General features: G+C 61.9%; 12 protein-coding genes and 1 pseudogene. 5 read left to right on the top strand and 8 right to left on the bottom strand.

Annotated elements, in window-relative coordinates; translation table 11 throughout:
* From purU to hmgA, 5 genes and pseudogenes are all read right to left on the bottom strand, one after another.
* A pseudogene (gene purU / locus CO656_RS22110) lies at positions 1-335 on the bottom strand (formyltetrahydrofolate deformylase); the annotation flags it as partial.
* Between the two features lie 153 nt (positions 336-488).
* On the bottom strand, positions 489-1139 hold the full coding sequence (gene maiA, locus CO656_RS22105) for a maleylacetoacetate isomerase (protein WP_097527149.1): 651 nt from the start codon (positions 1137-1139) through the stop codon (positions 489-491).
* A complete protein-coding gene (locus tag CO656_RS22100; RefSeq protein WP_097527148.1) occupies positions 1139-2155 on the bottom strand; it encodes a fumarylacetoacetate hydrolase family protein in 1017 nt (338 codons plus the stop codon). The genes maiA and CO656_RS22100 overlap by 1 nt, the downstream gene beginning before the upstream one ends.
* 12 nt (positions 2156-2167) lie before the next feature.
* The gene (locus tag CO656_RS22095) at positions 2168-3037 is read right to left on the bottom strand and encodes an MBL fold metallo-hydrolase (RefSeq protein ID WP_097527147.1); all 870 of its coding nucleotides are present in this window, start codon (positions 3035-3037) and stop codon (positions 2168-2170) included.
* Positions 3034-4401, bottom strand: a complete 1368-nt coding sequence (gene hmgA / locus CO656_RS22090) for a homogentisate 1,2-dioxygenase (RefSeq protein ID WP_097527146.1) — start codon at positions 4399-4401, stop codon at positions 3034-3036. The genes CO656_RS22095 and hmgA overlap by 4 nt, the downstream gene beginning before the upstream one ends.
* 78 nt (positions 4402-4479) lie before the next feature.
* Here hmgA and CO656_RS22085 point away from each other — a divergent pair, with 78 nt between their 5' ends.
* A complete protein-coding gene (locus CO656_RS22085; protein ID WP_037425715.1) occupies positions 4480-4938 on the top strand; it encodes a MarR family winged helix-turn-helix transcriptional regulator in 459 nt (152 codons plus the stop codon).
* Here CO656_RS22085 and CO656_RS22080 read toward each other — a convergent pair.
* The gene (locus tag CO656_RS22080) at positions 4935-5414 is read right to left on the bottom strand and encodes an Lrp/AsnC family transcriptional regulator (protein WP_037425718.1); all 480 of its coding nucleotides are present in this window, start codon (positions 5412-5414) and stop codon (positions 4935-4937) included. The genes CO656_RS22085 and CO656_RS22080 overlap by 4 nt on opposite strands.
* 131 nt (positions 5415-5545) lie before the next feature.
* Here CO656_RS22080 and hppD point away from each other — a divergent pair, with 131 nt between their 5' ends.
* Positions 5546-6664 (top strand): 4-hydroxyphenylpyruvate dioxygenase, encoded by a 1119-nt coding sequence (hppD, locus tag CO656_RS22075; protein WP_097527145.1) that lies wholly within the window; start codon positions 5546-5548, stop codon positions 6662-6664.
* Between the two features lie 197 nt (positions 6665-6861).
* On the opposite strand, the gene CO656_RS22070 is transcribed toward hppD, so the two are convergent.
* On the bottom strand, positions 6862-7638 hold the full coding sequence (locus tag CO656_RS22070) for a response regulator transcription factor (protein ID WP_037425724.1): 777 nt from the start codon (positions 7636-7638) through the stop codon (positions 6862-6864).
* Between the two features lie 1315 nt (positions 7639-8953).
* Positions 8954-9481 carry a hypothetical protein gene (locus CO656_RS22060; RefSeq protein ID WP_037425727.1) on the bottom strand — a complete coding sequence of 176 codons (528 nt, stop codon included), beginning with the start codon at positions 9479-9481 and terminating at the stop codon, positions 8954-8956.
* A gap of 507 nt (positions 9482-9988) precedes the next feature.
* Here CO656_RS22060 and CO656_RS22055 point away from each other — a divergent pair.
* The 3 genes from CO656_RS22055 (at position 9989) to CO656_RS22045 (ending at position 16164) form a co-directional block, all read left to right on the top strand.
* On the top strand, positions 9989-11695 hold the full coding sequence (locus tag CO656_RS22055; RefSeq protein ID WP_097527144.1) for a hypothetical protein: 1707 nt from the start codon (positions 9989-9991) through the stop codon (positions 11693-11695).
* 112 nt (positions 11696-11807) lie between these two features.
* The gene (locus CO656_RS22050; RefSeq protein WP_037425736.1) at positions 11808-13817 is read left to right on the top strand and encodes a hypothetical protein; all 2010 of its coding nucleotides are present in this window, start codon (positions 11808-11810) and stop codon (positions 13815-13817) included.
* Positions 13818-13836: 19 nt separating this feature from the next.
* The gene (locus CO656_RS22045; protein WP_037425738.1) at positions 13837-16164 is read left to right on the top strand and encodes a type I secretion system permease/ATPase; all 2328 of its coding nucleotides are present in this window, start codon (positions 13837-13839) and stop codon (positions 16162-16164) included.
* Positions 16165-16170 lie beyond the last annotated feature (6 nt).

Here is a 16170-nt window from a genome sequence, read left to right as displayed (position 1 = left end):
GGCAGCGCGCCGATCTTCCAGCGGTAGAGCAGGTCGTTCAGGCAATGGCCGAAACGCGACACCATCAGCAGCACCTTCATCCGCTCTTCGGAATCGCGGATCTCCATCGCCATGCCGAACTGCTTGATGACGGGAGCGAAGCCTTCGCGCAGTTCCTCGAGCTTGGCGCCCTCCTGACTGATGAAGGTGAGGCGCATGAAGAACAGACCCGTCTCGAGATCGTCGAATTGCGAGCTGTCGCTGATGTAGCAGCCTTTCTCCGCGAGATAGCCGGTGACGGCAGCAACGATGCCGCGGGTGGATTTGCAAGTGACGGTCAGCACATAGCTTTTCATCGATGGGTCTCTCGTTCTTGAGGTTTCCGCGCCCCTTACACGGGCAGTCACGGGAAACCTACCGTGGCCACGTGAGACCTGCCGATCCATTCGCGACATCGGATGGACCGAACGGGCCACGGTGGAGCCAGCCGGAAGTGGTGATTTGAGGGCCTACGGCTTCGCCCGGTCCGGATGCGCTCTGGCGAAGGCGTCGATCTCGGCGCAGCGCGCATCGATGGCCGCGATCCGGGGGCAGCGGGAAAGGTCGACCTGCCAGCGGCGCGCGTTATAGAGCTGCGGCACGAGGCAGATATCCGCCAGGCTCGGACTATCGCCGTGGCAGAAGCTGCCGGTCGAGGGATGATCGAGCAGCCGCTCGAAAGCGGCAATGCCCTCGCCGATGAACTTCTGCATCCAGGCGAGGCGTACCGCCTCGCCATCCGCCGCACCCGCCATCACATGCGCAACGACTCCGAGATTGCAGACAGGGTGAATATCCATCGCGATGGCGTAGGAGAGCGCCCGGACCCGCTGGCGCCCCTTTGCATCGGCAGGAAGAAGAAGGCCGGCCGCCCTCGTTTCGGCGAGATATTCGACAATGGCGAGCGACTGGGTGAGGCGCTCGCCGTCGATGTCGAGGACCGGCACCAGCCCCTGGGGATTGCGGGCAAGATGCTCGGGTGCTCGATGCGCCCGGGCGAGAAGATCGACAGGGACGGAGCGGTAATCTTCACCGATGAGATTGAGGGCGATTCGCACCCGGTAGCTCGCCGACGAGCGCCAATAGTCGTAGAGAACAGTTTCGTTCGTCACGCTCTCCATCATCCGCGCTCGTAACTTGCCACCTTCTGCTCGATGGCACCGAAGATCGAATGGCCGGCGCCATCCTTCATTTCGATCCGGACGATATCGCCGAATTTCAGGAAGGACGTTTTCGGCGCGCCGCTCTCGATCGTTTCGATCATGCGCAGCTCCGCGATGCAGGAATAGCCGACGCCGCCCTCCGAAACCGGCTTGCCCGCTCCGTCGTCGAGCTTGTTCGAAACCGTCCCCGAGCCGATGATGGTGCCGGCAGAGAGCGGCCGTGTGCGGGCCGCATGCACAATCAGTTGCGGAAAATCGAAAGTCATGTCGATCCCCGCATTGGCGCGGCCGAAGGGCTTGCCGTTCAAGTCGATGCGAAGCGGCAGGTGCAGCTTGCCGCCGTCCCAGGCATCGCCCAATTCATCGGGCGTCACGGCGACCGGCGAGAAGGCGGAAGACGGTTTCGACTGGTAGAAGCCGAAACCCTTGGCGAGTTCCGCGGGGATTAGCCCGCGCAGCGACACGTCGTTGACGAGCATGACGAGGCGGATCGCCGCGCGTGCCTCCTCGAGCGTCGCGCCCATCGGCACGTCATCGACGATCACCGCCACCTCGCCCTCCATGTCGATGCCCCAGGCCTCGTCGGCCATCAGGATCGGGTCGCGGGGCCCGAGGAAGCTGTCGGAGCCGCCCTGGTAGATCAGCGGATCGTTCCAGAAGCTCGCCGGCATCTCGGCATCGCGCGCCTTTCTGACGAGCTCGACGTGATTGACATAGGCCGAGCCGTCGGCCCAGTGGAAGGCCCGCGGCAAGGGCGAAGCGGCATCGTGCTCATGGAAACGCATTGTCGGCTGCGAGCCGGTCTCGATCCCCTGGGCGACGCGCGCCAGCCGCGGCCCCGCATGCGCCCAATCATCCAGCGCCGCCTGCAGCGTGCGGGCGATGTGCCCGACTTCCGAGCAGCGCGTGAGATCGCGGGAAACGACCACAAGCTTGCCGTCACGTGTGGAGTCTTTCAGCGTCGCCAGTTTCATGCAGTCCTCCCTCTACCCGGACGAATCGTCCGCAATCTCCACAACAAGGCCGTCGGACGCGATCGTCAAGGCGCCCGGCCAGCTTTTGCGCGCCGCCGCGATCCAGTCGGCCTGCGAGATCTCCGGATCATCGGCCGGAATTAGGTGATGAAGCACGAGCCGGCCGACGCCGGCGGTCTCTGCGATCGCGCCCGCCTGCTCGGCGAATGTGTGGCTCGCCAGCAGATGCTCCTTCAACCGCGCGCCATTTCCGGTGCGCGCCACCAGACGATCGACCCCTGCAGCGAGCATCGCTTCGTGGACGAGAATGTCGGCGCCGCTTGCAAAATCCGCAAGCGGCGGGAAGTAGGCCGTGTCGGAGGAGAACACCACCGTGCCCTCCGGATGATCGAAGCGCAGAGCGAAACAGTCGGTGACCGGCGGGTGGTCGACGCGCAGCGCCGACACGGTGAGACCATTCTCCGAGAAGACTTCACCTTCGAAGAATTCGGTGACCTCAACAAGCGACCTGAGATCCGGCCTGCCCTCGTCGACGATGCGGATGTCGACGTCGAAGGCCATCGACTGAAGGAAGCCCTGCCAGTAGGCGCGTGTGCCGGCCGGTCCGAAGACGCACACGGGATGCGCGAGCCCCGCAGTCCAGGCGGTGTGGATCAGCGGCCCCAGTTCCAGGACGTGGTCCGAATGCAGGTGGGTGACGATGATCAGGTCCAGCGCCTTGAGCGGCACGCCGGCATCGGTCAGCCCACGGGTGACGCCGAGCCCGCAGTCGACCACGATCGTGCGGCCTGCGATCTCGAGCAGCGACGATGTCGGCCAGGGGCCGCCTGGCCGGATCGCCGGGCCGCCCTTACTGCCGAGCAAGACAAGGCGTGCACTCAAGACCAATCGCCCTCCGGCGTCCCGTTGAAGCGCTTTTTGAGGTCGGCCCAGCAGTCGATGTAATTCTCCTGCAGCGTTTCCAGTTCGGCGGCGAAGCGGGTCAGTTGCTGCGGGAAACGGGTCTCGAACATGAAGGCCATGGTATTGTCGAGCTTCACCGGTTTCAACTCGCTGTTCGTCGCCTTTTCGAAGCCGGATGCGTCCGGCCCGTGCGCCAGCATCATGTTGTGCAAACTCATGCCGCCGGGCACGAAGCCCTCCTCCTTGGCATCGTAGCGCCCGTAGATCAGCCCCATGAACTCGCTCATGATGTTGCGGTGGTACCAGGGCGGCCGGAAGGTGTGCTCGGCGACCAGCCAGCGCGGCGGGAAGAGGACGAAGTCGACATTGGCAGTCCCCTCCTCGCCGGACGGCGCCGTCAGCACCGTGAAGATCGACGGATCAGGATGATCGAACAGGATCGCTCCGACCGGCGAGAAAGTCTTGAGGTCGTATTTGTAGGGTGCATAGTTGCCGTGCCAGGCGACGACGTCGAGGGGAGAATGGCCGATCTCGACCACGTGGAAGGAGCCGCACCACTTCACCTGCACCCGGCAAGGCGCCTCCCTGTCCTCATAGGCCGCGACCGGCGTCTTGAAATCGCGCGGATTGGCAAGGCAGTTGGCGCCGATCGGTCCGCGGTCCGGCAGCGTGAACTTGGCGCCGTAATTCTCGCAGATATAGCCGCGCCAGGCCTCTTCGTCCCCAAGACGAGTGACCTTGAACATCATGCCGCGCGGGACCAGGCAGATTTCCGACGGCGCCACATCCATCTTCCCAAGCTCGGTAAAGACCTGGATCGCACCCGTTTCCGGGACGATCAGCAGCTCGCCGTCGGCGTTGAAGAAATAGTCATCGACCATGTCGGCATTGAAGACATAGGCATGCGCCGCCATGCCGACCTGAGTGAGTACGTCGCCCGCCGTCGTCATGGTGCGGATACCCTGAAGGAAGTTCACGTCACCGGACGGGGTGGGCAAAGGGTCCCAGCGCAATTGCCCGAGCGCCAGCGACTGTTCGCCGAGATGCGGTGCCGTTTTCCAGTGCGGATAGTCGAGCCTCGCGAAGCGGCCGGTGTGGCGGACGCTCGGGCGGATCCGGTAGAGCCAGGAGCGCTCGTTGGTGCCGCGCGGCGCCGTGAAGGGCGAGCCGGAGAGCTGTTCGGCATAGAGGCCGTAGTTGCATCTCTGCGGGCTGTTCTGCCCCTGCGGCAGGGCGCCGGGCAGGCTTTCGGTTTCGAAGTCGTTGCCGAAACCGGGCATGTAAGTAAGCGACTGTTCCTCGCCCACGACGGCTCCGCGCCGCTCCTCCGCCTTGCCCAACATGGCTTGCATCTCCTCTTTTGATCGGCTTATTAGTTACAAGCGTAACTATTGATTTTGTAACTATCAAGGAGGAAGGCGATGGAGACGAAGGGGTTCGAACTGGAGACCTTCCTCCCCTACCGGCTGAACCGGGCGGCAGAATTCGTGGCGCTGCGCTTTGCCGCCCAGTACAAGGCGCGCTACCAGTTGACCCGTCCCGAATGGCGAGCGCTGGCCGCCCTCGGCAGCTCGGAACGCCCGATGACCGCGACCGAGATCGGCGCCCACTCGGCGATGCACAAGACCAAGGTCAGCCGCGCCGTCTTCGGCCTCGAGCAGCGCCGCTGGCTCAAGCGCGAGGAGGACGGCCGCGACCGGCGGTTCGAGCACCTGGCGCTGACGCCCGCGGGCGAGCAGGCCTATCGGGAACTGACGGCGCTCGCGAGCGCCTATCAGTCCGAATTGCTGTCGATTCTCGGGGCGGAAAATATGGAGGCGCTTTCAGCGGGCTTGCGGGCGGTGGAGCGGGCGATGAAGAACAGCGGTCGCCTCGGCTAAGTCTTCATGCGTTCGGGGATCGGGAGGCCCTCGAAACTCTTCAGCGTCTCCAAGACGATCGAGGTCTTCACATGTTGGACGCTGTCATGCGGCAGCAGCACGTCGTTGACGAAGCGCGAAAGGCCGGCAAGGTCGGGTGTCACGACGCGCAGGTGGTAGTCCATCTCGCCGGTGAGCGCATAGGCCTCCAGCACCTCGGGCAGGCCGGAGACGAGCTTGGCGAAGCGCTTGGCATTGTCGCGGTTATGGGTGGCGAGCGTGACCGAGATGACCACCATCAAGTCGAGCCCGAGCTTCTGCCTGTCGATCTGCGCTTGGTAGCCGGTGATGAAGCCTTCCGCCTCGAGCCGCGAGCGCCGCCGAGAGCATTGCGACGGCGAGAGCGCTATGCGTTCGGAGAGTTCATTGTTCGTCAGATGCCCGTCGCGCTGCAATTCGCCGAGGATCTTGAGATCGAATCCATCAAGCTGCTCCATTCATGCACACCTACGCCATTCACCGCACAAGTCATGCATGATCTTGGCGAAATTGCGCAAGAATACAAGCATCATGCATCGGATCTGCGCCATACTCCAACGAAGTTTTGAAGCGTGAGAGGAGAGTTTCGATGGGCCCGTTTCCACATGATGCACCGCCTGCAACCATATCGGCCGACAACCCTGCCGGAACAGATGGCTTCGAGTTCGTCGAATTCGCCCATCCCGAACCGAGGAAGCTGGAGGAGCTCTTCCGTCGCATGGGCTATACGCCGGTTGCCAAGCATAGGAAGAAGAACATCACTGTCTGGCGGCAGGGCGACATCAATTACATCCTGAATGCCGAACCGGGCTCGCATGCGATGCGCTTCGTCGACAAGCACGGGCCTTGCGCCCCATCGATGGCCTGGCGCGTCGTCGATGCGAAACATGCCTTCGAGCACGCCGTTGGCAAGGGCGCCGAACCCTATGCCGGCGACGACAAGAGCCTCGACGTGCCGGCGATCGTCGGCATCGGCGGCTCGCTTCTCTATTTCGTCGAGACCTATGGGGACAGGCGTTCCGCCTACGATGCCGAGTTCGAGTGGCTCGGCGAGCGCAATCCGAAGCCGGCCGGCGTCGGCTTCTACTATCTCGATCACCTGACCCACAATGTCTACCGCGGTAACATGGACAAGTGGTGGGCCTTTTATCGCGAGCTGTTCAACTTCAAGCAGATTCATTTCTTCGACATCGACGGCCGCATCACCGGACTGTTGAGCCGGGCGATCACCTCGCCTTGCGGCAAGATCCGCATTCCCCTGAACGAATCGAAGGACGACACCAGCCAGATCGAAGAATATCTGAAGAAGTACAAGGGCGAAGGCATCCAGCACATCGCCGTCGGCACCGAAGCGATCTATGACGCGACCGACAGGCTGGCCGAGAACGGTCTCAAATTCATGCCCGGGCCGCCGGACACCTATTACGAGATGTCGCACGAGCGCGTCCACGGCCATGACGAGCCGATCGAGCGCATGAAGAAGCACGGCATACTGATCGACGGCGAAGGCGTCGTGGATGGCGGCATGACGAAGATCCTCCTGCAGATCTTCTCGAAAACGGTCATCGGGCCGATCTTCTTCGAGTTCATCCAGCGCAAGGGAGACGAAGGCTTTGGCGAGGGCAATTTCCGGGCGCTGTTCGAGTCGATCGAAGCCGACCAGATCCGCCGGGGTGCGCTGAATAGGCCGCCGGCCGCGGCCGAATAGAGGCGGAGCCGTTCTGAGGCGCCGCGTCTATCAACGCGCAAAGAAGCGCTGCGCGCACCCGTCGGGCGCGCAGCGCGAACTCTACTGCGTTTGTCCTCGCTCGAAGTCGATTTGAGGACAAAAACATGCAGGCAATTCTAAGTGCCACCGTGTCAATTGTGCATCTGATAAGACGCACGGCTCTGTAGTTCGCTCCCTCAGTTGGACCAGCGGCGCCGCGGCGCGCCCAGATCGCCCTCGTGCCGGAAATAGCGTGACGCCGCTTCGGTGCGATTGCGCACGTTCATCTTCTTGTAGATATTGCGCACGTGCACCTTGACGGTGTTTTCCGAGAGCCCGAGCCGGTCGGCAATGATCTTGTTCTGCGTTCCCATGCAGATCAGATCGAGAATCTGGATCTCCCGGGTCGTCAGCACGCCCCTGCCGTTCTCACCCCGCCGCTCCGGGTCGGCCTCTTCGACGACGGATTGCCTTTGGACAGGCGAGCCGCCCGCCGCGAAACTCCGAGGCGCCAGGCGCCGGAGCAGCGCCGCGGGAAAATGCTCGCCACCCTTCATGAGCAGATCGATGGCAGTCAGGCAGACATCGAGATGCAGGTTCAAGGGCAGCACGCCATGGATGAGGCCCTCGTCGACAAAACCAGCGATCGACGTGTCGAGCTCGTCGGCATTCTCCACCACCACTCCGATCGAAGCCTTGGGGTGGAATTCATGGATCATTCTGATGATCGATGGGAAAGTACTTGCCGGCATGCGGTAGAGCATAACCAGGGCAACATCGACGAGATTACCATCGAGCAGACTGTCGGCTTCCGACAGGCTTACTACATCATGGCCTTGAAAGCGGCCGCTAATAGCTTGCGTCAGGCATTCGGCGAGCAAATCCGCCTTGGCGAGCATTACAATCTTGTTCTTCTTTGCTAAAACCTTGTTGCTGTCTTCAAAATTACTCAGGGTAGAACTCTCACGATACATTTATCCCTCCTTGGGCGTTCCCTGAATTCTTATGGGTGTGAAGCCCCTCTTGAAGAACGCCTGTGATTAAAAAATTTATTCGATTAAAAAGCGAATTCCCACAGCGGTAGAATTCGTAATGACTAATGTATCGTAAATAAGGGCGATGGGAAACAGCCCAAATGGGTTAGATTGGTGGGGCGAGACGATCTAGACCGTCCGAAATCGAACCAATTTTGGGTATATCCACGCAAATACCTGGGACAAGCGGGGAAGCGGCGGTGCATTTTCCGCCGGCTTCGCCCACCCTTTACTTTTCAGGGGTTCGGCGGACCCAGGGGGCTGGGAGCGCAACCGGCGGGGCCGTGAGGGCATTCAAGCCTAGGATGTAGATCGCGGCCCCGCGGGTTCTAGCCCGTTCCAGATGGACGGCGATACCAAGAAAGGGTTATCGGAGCCTTGGGACGCAGGCGATCCGCGGGCCCTTGCGCCGGTTCCCGCACCTCTCGGGCAACCGCCGAGACTCAAGCACACGCTGAAGATCGGCACCGGCGGGCGCGCGTGGCGCGGCCACGTGCCGGCCGCAGCGGCCGTATCGAATTCACAATATTAACATTGTCTTAACGCGCACGGGAGAAAGTACTGCCTGGGATTGCGGAGATGGCGGTCCGGTGCCCCCTCTCCGCCGTAGCTGATCCACCACCGGAGGGTCTCGCCGCCACGGCTGCAATGCCGGATCGAAGAGCGTCAGCTCCGTCGAGCGACTGCTGAGACTAACCATAATTGGTATCTATCGCTTCCTCACATTCCGGATCACACTGCAATCATCGCATAGCGTTTTATGCGTTCCGGATGGTGTCTTTCGTATGTTCGGAAGTATTTATATTGCGTTTGCATGACAAGGCGTATGACAGTTTATATTCTGACGTAGAAATTTACGACAGAGCCCAAGCCCTGTCCGCATTTATACTGAAAAAAGAAATAGAACACATCGAAACCCGCAGATGAATGGCATCACCTTCATCTGATTGAAGAAGAGCCAGCGCCATAAAAATCCTAAAAGAGATGAAAGGGTTTCGGTGCTGGCTCCCTCTCCTCACATATCCTTCCGGTTTCCACCCAGTACCAAGTACAATTGCCTCGCGACTTTCGCGCTCGGCTGTACTGCAGGGCAGCGCGCCTTATCAGACGCGCAAAGGCCGCTGTAGCACTTTGAATTGCTGTATGTCTTTGTCCTTAAACCGAAGTCGATTTAAGGAGACGCGTGCAGTGGGCCGGAGTTATCGGCATTCGGACGGCGCGCGACCTCGGGCGTGACGCCGATGGCTTCCTCGCGCTATCGCGGAAAGCCATGTCGCTCGACGATATCCCAGATCCCCTTGTTGATCTTCATTATATGGTCGATGGCCTCGCTGATCCTCGCCAATTCCGCGTCGTCGATCTGCTCGATCTTGCCGTATTTGATGGTTTCCTTGCTGTCGAAGATGGCCATCAGCTGGGTGCTTGCCTGGTCCCCGGTCTCGTCGAACGAATAGATGCAGTGGCTGTACTTGTTCCTGAGTTTCGCCTGTTTCCCGAGCTGCTGTGTCACGGCCAATATCTCTTGCCGGCGATCGGCCGGCGTCTTGGCCATCTTGGCGAGCCGCTCGACGAGCTCGATGCGGGCGCGCGTCGTGTTCAGCGTCAGGAAAACAATGACCGCCGTTTCCTTGTCCACGTTCGCAAGACCGGCGATCAGATAGATGAGCAGGCTTTCCGTGTTCGTCCACGTGTAGTTCAGTTGCCCGATCAGAAGAAGGATTTCGTGAAATCTCTTCATTGGTCCTGCCTGCCGTTGCCGAATGCCTCCATCCGCATCGCTCATACTCGCTTCCAATCCATCGTTTCCCTTTGAATAGGTTTGGAGCCGAAACCTGCCCGCTGCAAGTAGCCCTAAGGGAGTAGAGCTGCAAATCTATTCTTACCGTCGGCCCGTCGGCGAAATTTCTTTCTTCGCACCATCTACCTTCGACTGAGCGTCGCCGCCCTAAGCTACCCCACGGGGCTAGCTCGAACTGACAGCTTACATTTCGTTCAACTTGGCAACAGACTGCCCGGGCATCGACGAGCAGGGAGGCTCGAGCCTTGGGACCGATAGTGCGCCAGATGCGCAGGTGCCCTTCGATAGGCCCGAGTAGTTGCTCCAGCATGGAGGAGGGCATCCACCACTATATTTGTAACGCCTGATCCCCGGTCGCTCTTGGCCGTCCGGAGATCGAATTTTCTTCATTGAAGTAGCTTTGTTCATTTCAACCCTGGACCGCACACCCGCTAGCTGCGTGAGAGAAAAAGGCGGCTTGGCTGTCGCGGCCTCAAACTGAGGAAGACCATTATGGGTAAGGACAAGAATTTCTTGTGGCCGTGGGAAGACCAATCGCAGGATCAGGATCAATACCAGGATCAGGATCAGGAGCAGGAGTCCGAGCAGGAACAGGAGCAGGAACAGGAGCAGGAGCAGGAGTCCGAACAGGAGCAGGAGCAGGAGCAGTCCAGCGAATCCTATAACGGCAACCTGAACGGCAATGGCAACCTGAACGGCAACGGCAACCTGAACGGCAATGCCAATGGCAACGGCAACCTGAACGGAAACGGAAATGCCAACCTGAACGGTAACGGCAACCTGAACGGCAACGCCAACCTCAACGCCAACGTCAACAAAAACGAGACCGAGGTTGACGTCGACGTGGACAGCAAGACAGAAGTCGAAGTTGATGTGGACGTCGATCTTGACGGCTACAAGCCCTCGGATGACGATTTCGTCGACATCGACAATTCCGAAATCCAGGGCATGGCGACCGTCAGCTTCAAGGACATCCTGGACGAGTCGCTCAACGGCGCCGGCAATGACGTAGGTAACGTCTTCAGCCAGAACGCCATCATGTCGGATGACGACGAGCTGTCCCACGTCTCCAACGACGGCACCCTTTACCAGAACGGCGATGCTGATGGCGGTTACGCCAAGTCGGACGACGGCATTTCCGCCAGCGGTGACGGTGGCGAAGGCGGCGACGATGCCGATGCCGACGGCGGCGACGGTGGCGACGGTGGCTTCGCGATCGGCGGCTTCGCCGGGGGCGGCGACGCTGACGGCGGCGACGCTGACAACGACGGCGACGCGGACGGCGGAGACGGCGAAGGCGGTATCGCTGCAAGCGTCGGCGTCGGCACAGGTGGCACCAGCGGCGACGCTAATGGCGGAATCGCAACGGGCGGCGCCGGCGGCGCGGGCGGTGCAGGCGTCGGTCTCGGCCTTGGGCTCGGTCTCGGCGTCGGAGTCGGCGCGGCAGAAGGCGGTGAAGGTGGCGATAACGAAGCCGGCGACGGCGGCGAAACCGGTGACGTCGAAAGCGACGAAGCGGAAGCCGAGGACGCGGGCGACGGCGGCGACGGCTCGGATGTCGATGACGCTTTCGCGATCCCTGTCCTGAACTTCGGCGGCGACGGCGGCGACAACGACGGCGGCAACAGCGTCGCCGTCGGCGAGACCGGCAACGCCAACGGCGGCAGCGCGGACGATGCCGGTGACGGCGGCGGTGCACTCGGTGCAGGCCTTGGCATTGGCACGGGTTCCGGTGTCGGCGCCGGTAACGGCGGCGGCGGCGGCGGCGGCGGCGGTGCCACTGCAAACGGCGGATCCACCGGCGCTGCCGGCGGCGGGGCCGGGACCGGCGGAGCGGCAACCGGCGGCGCCGGTGATGGCGGCCTTGCTCTCGCGGGTGCATGGGCTGGCGATGCCTTTGCTGGCGGCGGTGCAGGTGGTGCAGCCACAGGCGGTGCAGGCGGCGCAGGCGCTGCAGGTGGCATCGCTACGACCGGCGACGGCGGTGCAGGCTCAGGCGGAACGTGGGGTTCCCACAATGGGGATGATAGTTTCCTCGAAGGAATCTCCTCGGCATCGGCCGATGCGGTGATCGACACCAACGCCTTCAACCAGCAGATCGTGCTTGGTGCCAACCTGCAGGGCAACACCATCGACATGACGGTCGTCGGCGGCAATTACAGCTCGACGGCCATTGGCGAAGACGAAGACGCCGCATAACGGTGAGGCGACACTACCGGTTCGCAACTTCGCAATCGGGCATTGAACTGGACTGCGCGGGTTCGCCCCGCGCAGTCCAACAGCACCGAAATAAAAAAATTGGGGGCTGACAATGACCCTGTATTTCGACAAGACGACCGAGGCGATCGCCCATTTCGTCGGCCTGTTCGCCATTGCTCTTGAAGAAATTCGCCTGCGCGACGCCTATGAAGAATTCAAGGCTCATCAGAAAGCGCAGGAGGAACCGCCGCAGCTCCCTTCCGTGCCGGTCGCGGTGAAGGCACCCTACGAGCTCAAGGATTTCGACCCGGGTATTTCCTACCGTTCGGGCGAGCCGGAGGAGACCGGGCCGACCCCGAGCTTCTATCCCGGGCTTCGTCCCCCGGAGATACCGATCGCGCAACCGGCCGCCGAAATCGACAACCCCCACCTATTCACCCGTGGCAGCTCGAGCGCGTCATCCGCGAGCGCACCCGAATTTCAGATCGATCCGCCCGGTTCCGTGGCGGTCTACGCATCGCAGCAGATCCGGCTTTCGGACAACGACTTCGTCAGCCTTGGCGATCACGGACTGAAGTTTTCCCTTCAGGTGGACAACAGCGCCCTGATGAACGATCTCATCGAGGCGGCGCGGCAGTTGTCGCCGCTCGGCGATGCGGAGATTCCCGGTTCGTCGGAGGAAATCGCCACCTTCATCAGCACGACCGCCGAGCAGCTTGATGCCGCCGCCTCGGGACCGGACGGGCAGGAAGGCAATGTCGTCGCGAAAAGCGAAACCGTCGAAGGCACCTTCGTCAACGGAGAACTCGTCGAGGAAGCGCCGAGTCTCGATGACTACCTGCCTCCACCGGAAGAACCGACGGAAGAGAAACCAGCCACCTCCACCGAAGCCAGCGGCAAGTTCGCGGCAGGCCAAGGCAAGGTCACGATCGAGGCATCGGTCGAACTGGAAGCGGGCGGCAACACGCTGGTCAATTCCGTCGAGCTGACGAACAACTGGCTTCAGTCGCATGTGCTCGCGGTTGCCGGTGACCATGTCGAACTCAATGCAGTCGTTCAGATCAACGTCGTGTCTGACAGCGATCTCCTGAGCCCCAGCCTGAACGGCTGGAACCTTGACCCGGGCAAGCCGACCGAGGCCTTCAACATCGCGATGTTCAAGCATCTCGATCCGGAGCCGAGCAATGAAGAGCAGGCCGGAGCCGGAGGCTTTCCGACAGCTTGGGCGATCACCGAGATCAAGGGCGATCTCTTGATCATGAACTGGTTCGAGCAGTTCACCGTGATGACCGATGAAGACACGGCCATTTTGGCGTCCGCTGGCTCGATGGCTTCGATCATCACCGGCGACAATACGGCGGTCAACAACGTCTCGCTCGCGGAGCTCGGACATTACTACGATCTCATCTTCATCGGCGGCAGTGTCTACGACGCCAACATCATCCAGCAGATGAACATCCTGCTCGACAACGACCTGGTCGGAGCAGTCGAGGGTTTCGGAACAAGCGGCAAGGGCTCCGTCTCCACCGACGGCAACCTGCTCTGGAACGAAGCGGGGATCGTCGAAGCGGGTGGCGCGTCCAGCGTCAAACCGATGCCGAATTCCTATCTCGACGCCCTCGGCGATCTTGCAAGCGGGAAAAAATCGCTGCCGGACGGCGTGCTCAAGGATGGCGCTTTCGCCGGCATGGATGGCCTGCGAGTGCTTTATATTTCGGGCGACCTCGTCAACCTCAACTACATCAAGCAAACCAACATTCTGGGCGACAGCGACCAGATTGCGCTCGCCATGAGCAAGCTTGTCGCCAATTCGGATGCGGACTGGACGATTTCGACGGGTTCGAACGCCTTGGTCAACTACGCCGGGATCATCGACGTCGACGCCGGCCAGACCATTTATACGGGGGGCACCGCCTATTCGGACGAAATCCTCGTCCAGGCCGAGCTGATCAAGACCGAACCTTACCTTGGCGGCCAGGATCCCGACGCGCTCGTAAGCGAAGCGGTTGCGTTCCTCGGCGCCGACATGATGGCGCCCGATCCCGGCCCGCAGCCGGCGGATCACGCGCCGCCTCCGCTCGATACGACGAATGCCGATCCCATGCACAGCATGCTGGCCTGAGCGGAGCGCGGGGGCGACGATGACCGACAACCGCGATCCGTCCTTTAAACACTTCACGACAAACGGCAACGAGGCTGCGGAGGAGGCGCAAAGCTCGCCGCAGACGCCGAAGGCGGAGGCTGCAGGGCACCAATTGCTCCGCAGGATAGACCGCAGGGAAGATATTTTGGATCGCACTGTTAAGGAGTTCGACCAGGTGATTGACCAGCTTCGCGGCGCGGCGGCCGCAAGAACCAGCCAGGAAACCAATCATGTCAACAAGGCCGCACCGCCCGTATCCGAACGGCGTGCGGCGCCGGAGGTCGTGCCACAGACACGGACGCCCCCGTTGACGGCCGACAACGCGAACGTCGCGCAAATCGTGCCTGGCCCGCAGGGCGGCGTCGCCGGCCAGCGTCCGCCCGTCCAGGAAGCGCGCAAGCCCGAGCCGCGCTTCGAGAAGCCGACCGTCGAGGTCAAGGCCGAAATGAAGGACAAGACCTCGATCCCGGGTATGGTGGTGATCGACGGCGACCGCGGCCCAATCAAGGCCGAGCCCAAGTCCCCCGACAAGGGAGGCTCCTCCGGCGGAGGGGGCGGTGGCGGCAATGGTGGCGGAGGCGGCGGCGTTTTTCATAAACGTCTCGGGCCGGTCGATTTTTCGGCCAGCCTCAAGGCCGGTCTAAGGGCGATCAAGCAGAACCTGATGGTCGTGATGGTTTTCACCCTCGCCACCAACGTGCTGGTGCTCGCTATTCCCGTCTATCTGTTTCAGATCTCGGACCGGGTGCTGACCAGCCGCTCGGTCGACACGCTGGTCATGCTGACCGCGCTGATCGTCGGTGCGGTCATCCTGCAGGCCGTTTTCGACGGAATTCGCCGCATGATCCTGATGCGGACGGCGGTGGAGGTTGCCGCCCAACTCGGCGCGCCGATCCTCAGTGCGGCCGCCCGAGCCTCGCTCCACAGCAACGGGCGCGAGTATCAGACACTGGGCGACCTGCAGCAGCTTCGCTCCTTCCTCGTGTCGAGCACCCTGCTTTCCTTCCTCGACGCGCCGATCGCGCCGTTCTTCGTGCTGGCGGTCTTCCTGATCCACCCGCATCTCGGCTCGATCGTCATCGCCTCGGCCCTGCTTCTGCTCGTCGTCACCATTTTGAATCAGAAGGCGACGGCCGCTCCCTTCGGCGAAGCCAACAGCTTCCAGAGCAAAGCCAACCTCCATCTGGATTCGATGTCGCGCAATTCGCAGATCATCAACGCGCTCGCAATGATCCCGGAGGCGGTCCGCATCTGGGGCAAGGACATGGCAGGGTCGCTCCGAGCTCAAGTGCTGGCGCAGGACCGCAACATCGCCCTTGCCTCGCTTTCCAAGGCCGTTCGGCTGCTCACCCAGGTGATGATGCTCGGCTGGGGCGCCCATCTCGCCCTTGACGGCGCGCTCACCGGCGGCATGGTCATCGCGGCATCGATTGTCGCCGGCCGCGCGCTCGGCCCGATTGAAGGAGCGATCGAAGGCTGGAACCAGGTCGTCCAGTCGCGCGCCGCCTATGGGCGTATCTCTTCGCTGCTCCAGAACTCGCCGCTGAATTTCGAGCGGCTGAAACTGCCGCGCCCGGAGGGGCGGCTCGACGTCGAACGGCTGCTCTTCGTGCCCAACGGCACCAAGCGTGTGGTCCTGAACGGCGTGACCTTCGCGCTCAATCCGGGCGACTCGCTTGCCGTGATCGGCAGTTCCGGAGCCGGCAAGACGACGCTCGGCAAGATGCTCGTCGGCTCCATCCTGCCGACATCCGGCAACGTACGGCTCGACCTCATGGATTTGCGGAACTGGGATCAGCGCCAGTTCGGCGAAAGCATCGGCTATCTGCCGCAGGACGTTCAGCTGTTTCCGGGAACGATCAAGGCCAACATCGCCCGCATGCAGGAAGACGCCACCGACGCCGACATCTATGCGGCCGCCAAGCTCGCCGACGTGCACGACATGATCGCCCTGCTGCCGCATGGCTACGAGACCTTCGTGGCCGCCGACGGATCACCGCTCTCCGGTGGTCAGAAGCAGCGCGTTGCGCTGGCCCGGGCTTTCTTCGGCAACCCGCGCATGGTGGTGCTGGACGAGCCGAATTCCAATCTCGACAGCGCCGGCGAGGCAGCCCTGACGCGGGCGCTCGCCCATGCCAAGCAGCAGAAAATCACCGTCATCACCATCACCCAGCGGCCCGCGCTGCTCAACAGCGTCGACAAGGTCCTGCTCCTGGTGAACGGCACCGTCGCCCTTTTCGGCATGCGTCAGGACGTCCTCAAGGCTCTCGCCTCGCGCGGCATGAACCTCGAAGGCAACCCGCTCGACCACAACCAGCTCACGTAGGCAAAC

It is taken from the genome of Sinorhizobium sp. FG01 (assembly GCF_002531875.1).
GTDB lineage: Bacteria > Pseudomonadota > Alphaproteobacteria > Rhizobiales > Rhizobiaceae > Sinorhizobium > Sinorhizobium fredii_C.
This window is presented reverse-complemented; position numbering and strand designations above follow the sequence as displayed.

Excerpts from the sequence above, each read along its gene's own strand:
- maiA (WP_097527149.1), bottom strand. The coding sequence starts at position 1,139 with ATGGAGAGCGTGACGAACGAAACTGTTCTCTACGACTATTGGCGCTCG.
- CO656_RS22100 (WP_097527148.1), bottom strand. The coding sequence starts at position 2,155 with ATGAAACTGGCGACGCTGAAAGACTCCACACGTGACGGCAAGCTTGTG.
- hmgA (WP_097527146.1), bottom strand. The coding sequence starts at position 4,401 with ATGTTGGGCAAGGCGGAGGAGCGGCGCGGAGCCGTCGTGGGCGAGGAA.
- CO656_RS22085 (WP_037425715.1), top strand. The coding sequence starts at position 4,480 with ATGGAGACGAAGGGGTTCGAACTGGAGACCTTCCTCCCCTACCGGCTG.
- CO656_RS22080 (WP_037425718.1), bottom strand. The coding sequence starts at position 5,414 with ATGGAGCAGCTTGATGGATTCGATCTCAAGATCCTCGGCGAATTGCAG.
- hppD (WP_097527145.1), top strand. The coding sequence starts at position 5,546 with ATGGGCCCGTTTCCACATGATGCACCGCCTGCAACCATATCGGCCGAC.
- CO656_RS22070 (WP_037425724.1), bottom strand. The coding sequence starts at position 7,638 with ATGTATCGTGAGAGTTCTACCCTGAGTAATTTTGAAGACAGCAACAAG.
- CO656_RS22060 (WP_037425727.1), bottom strand. The coding sequence starts at position 9,481 with ATGAGCGATGCGGATGGAGGCATTCGGCAACGGCAGGCAGGACCAATG.
- CO656_RS22055 (WP_097527144.1), top strand. The coding sequence starts at position 9,989 with ATGGGTAAGGACAAGAATTTCTTGTGGCCGTGGGAAGACCAATCGCAG.
- CO656_RS22050 (WP_037425736.1), top strand. The coding sequence starts at position 11,808 with ATGACCCTGTATTTCGACAAGACGACCGAGGCGATCGCCCATTTCGTC.
- CO656_RS22045 (WP_037425738.1), top strand. The coding sequence starts at position 13,837 with ATGACCGACAACCGCGATCCGTCCTTTAAACACTTCACGACAAACGGC.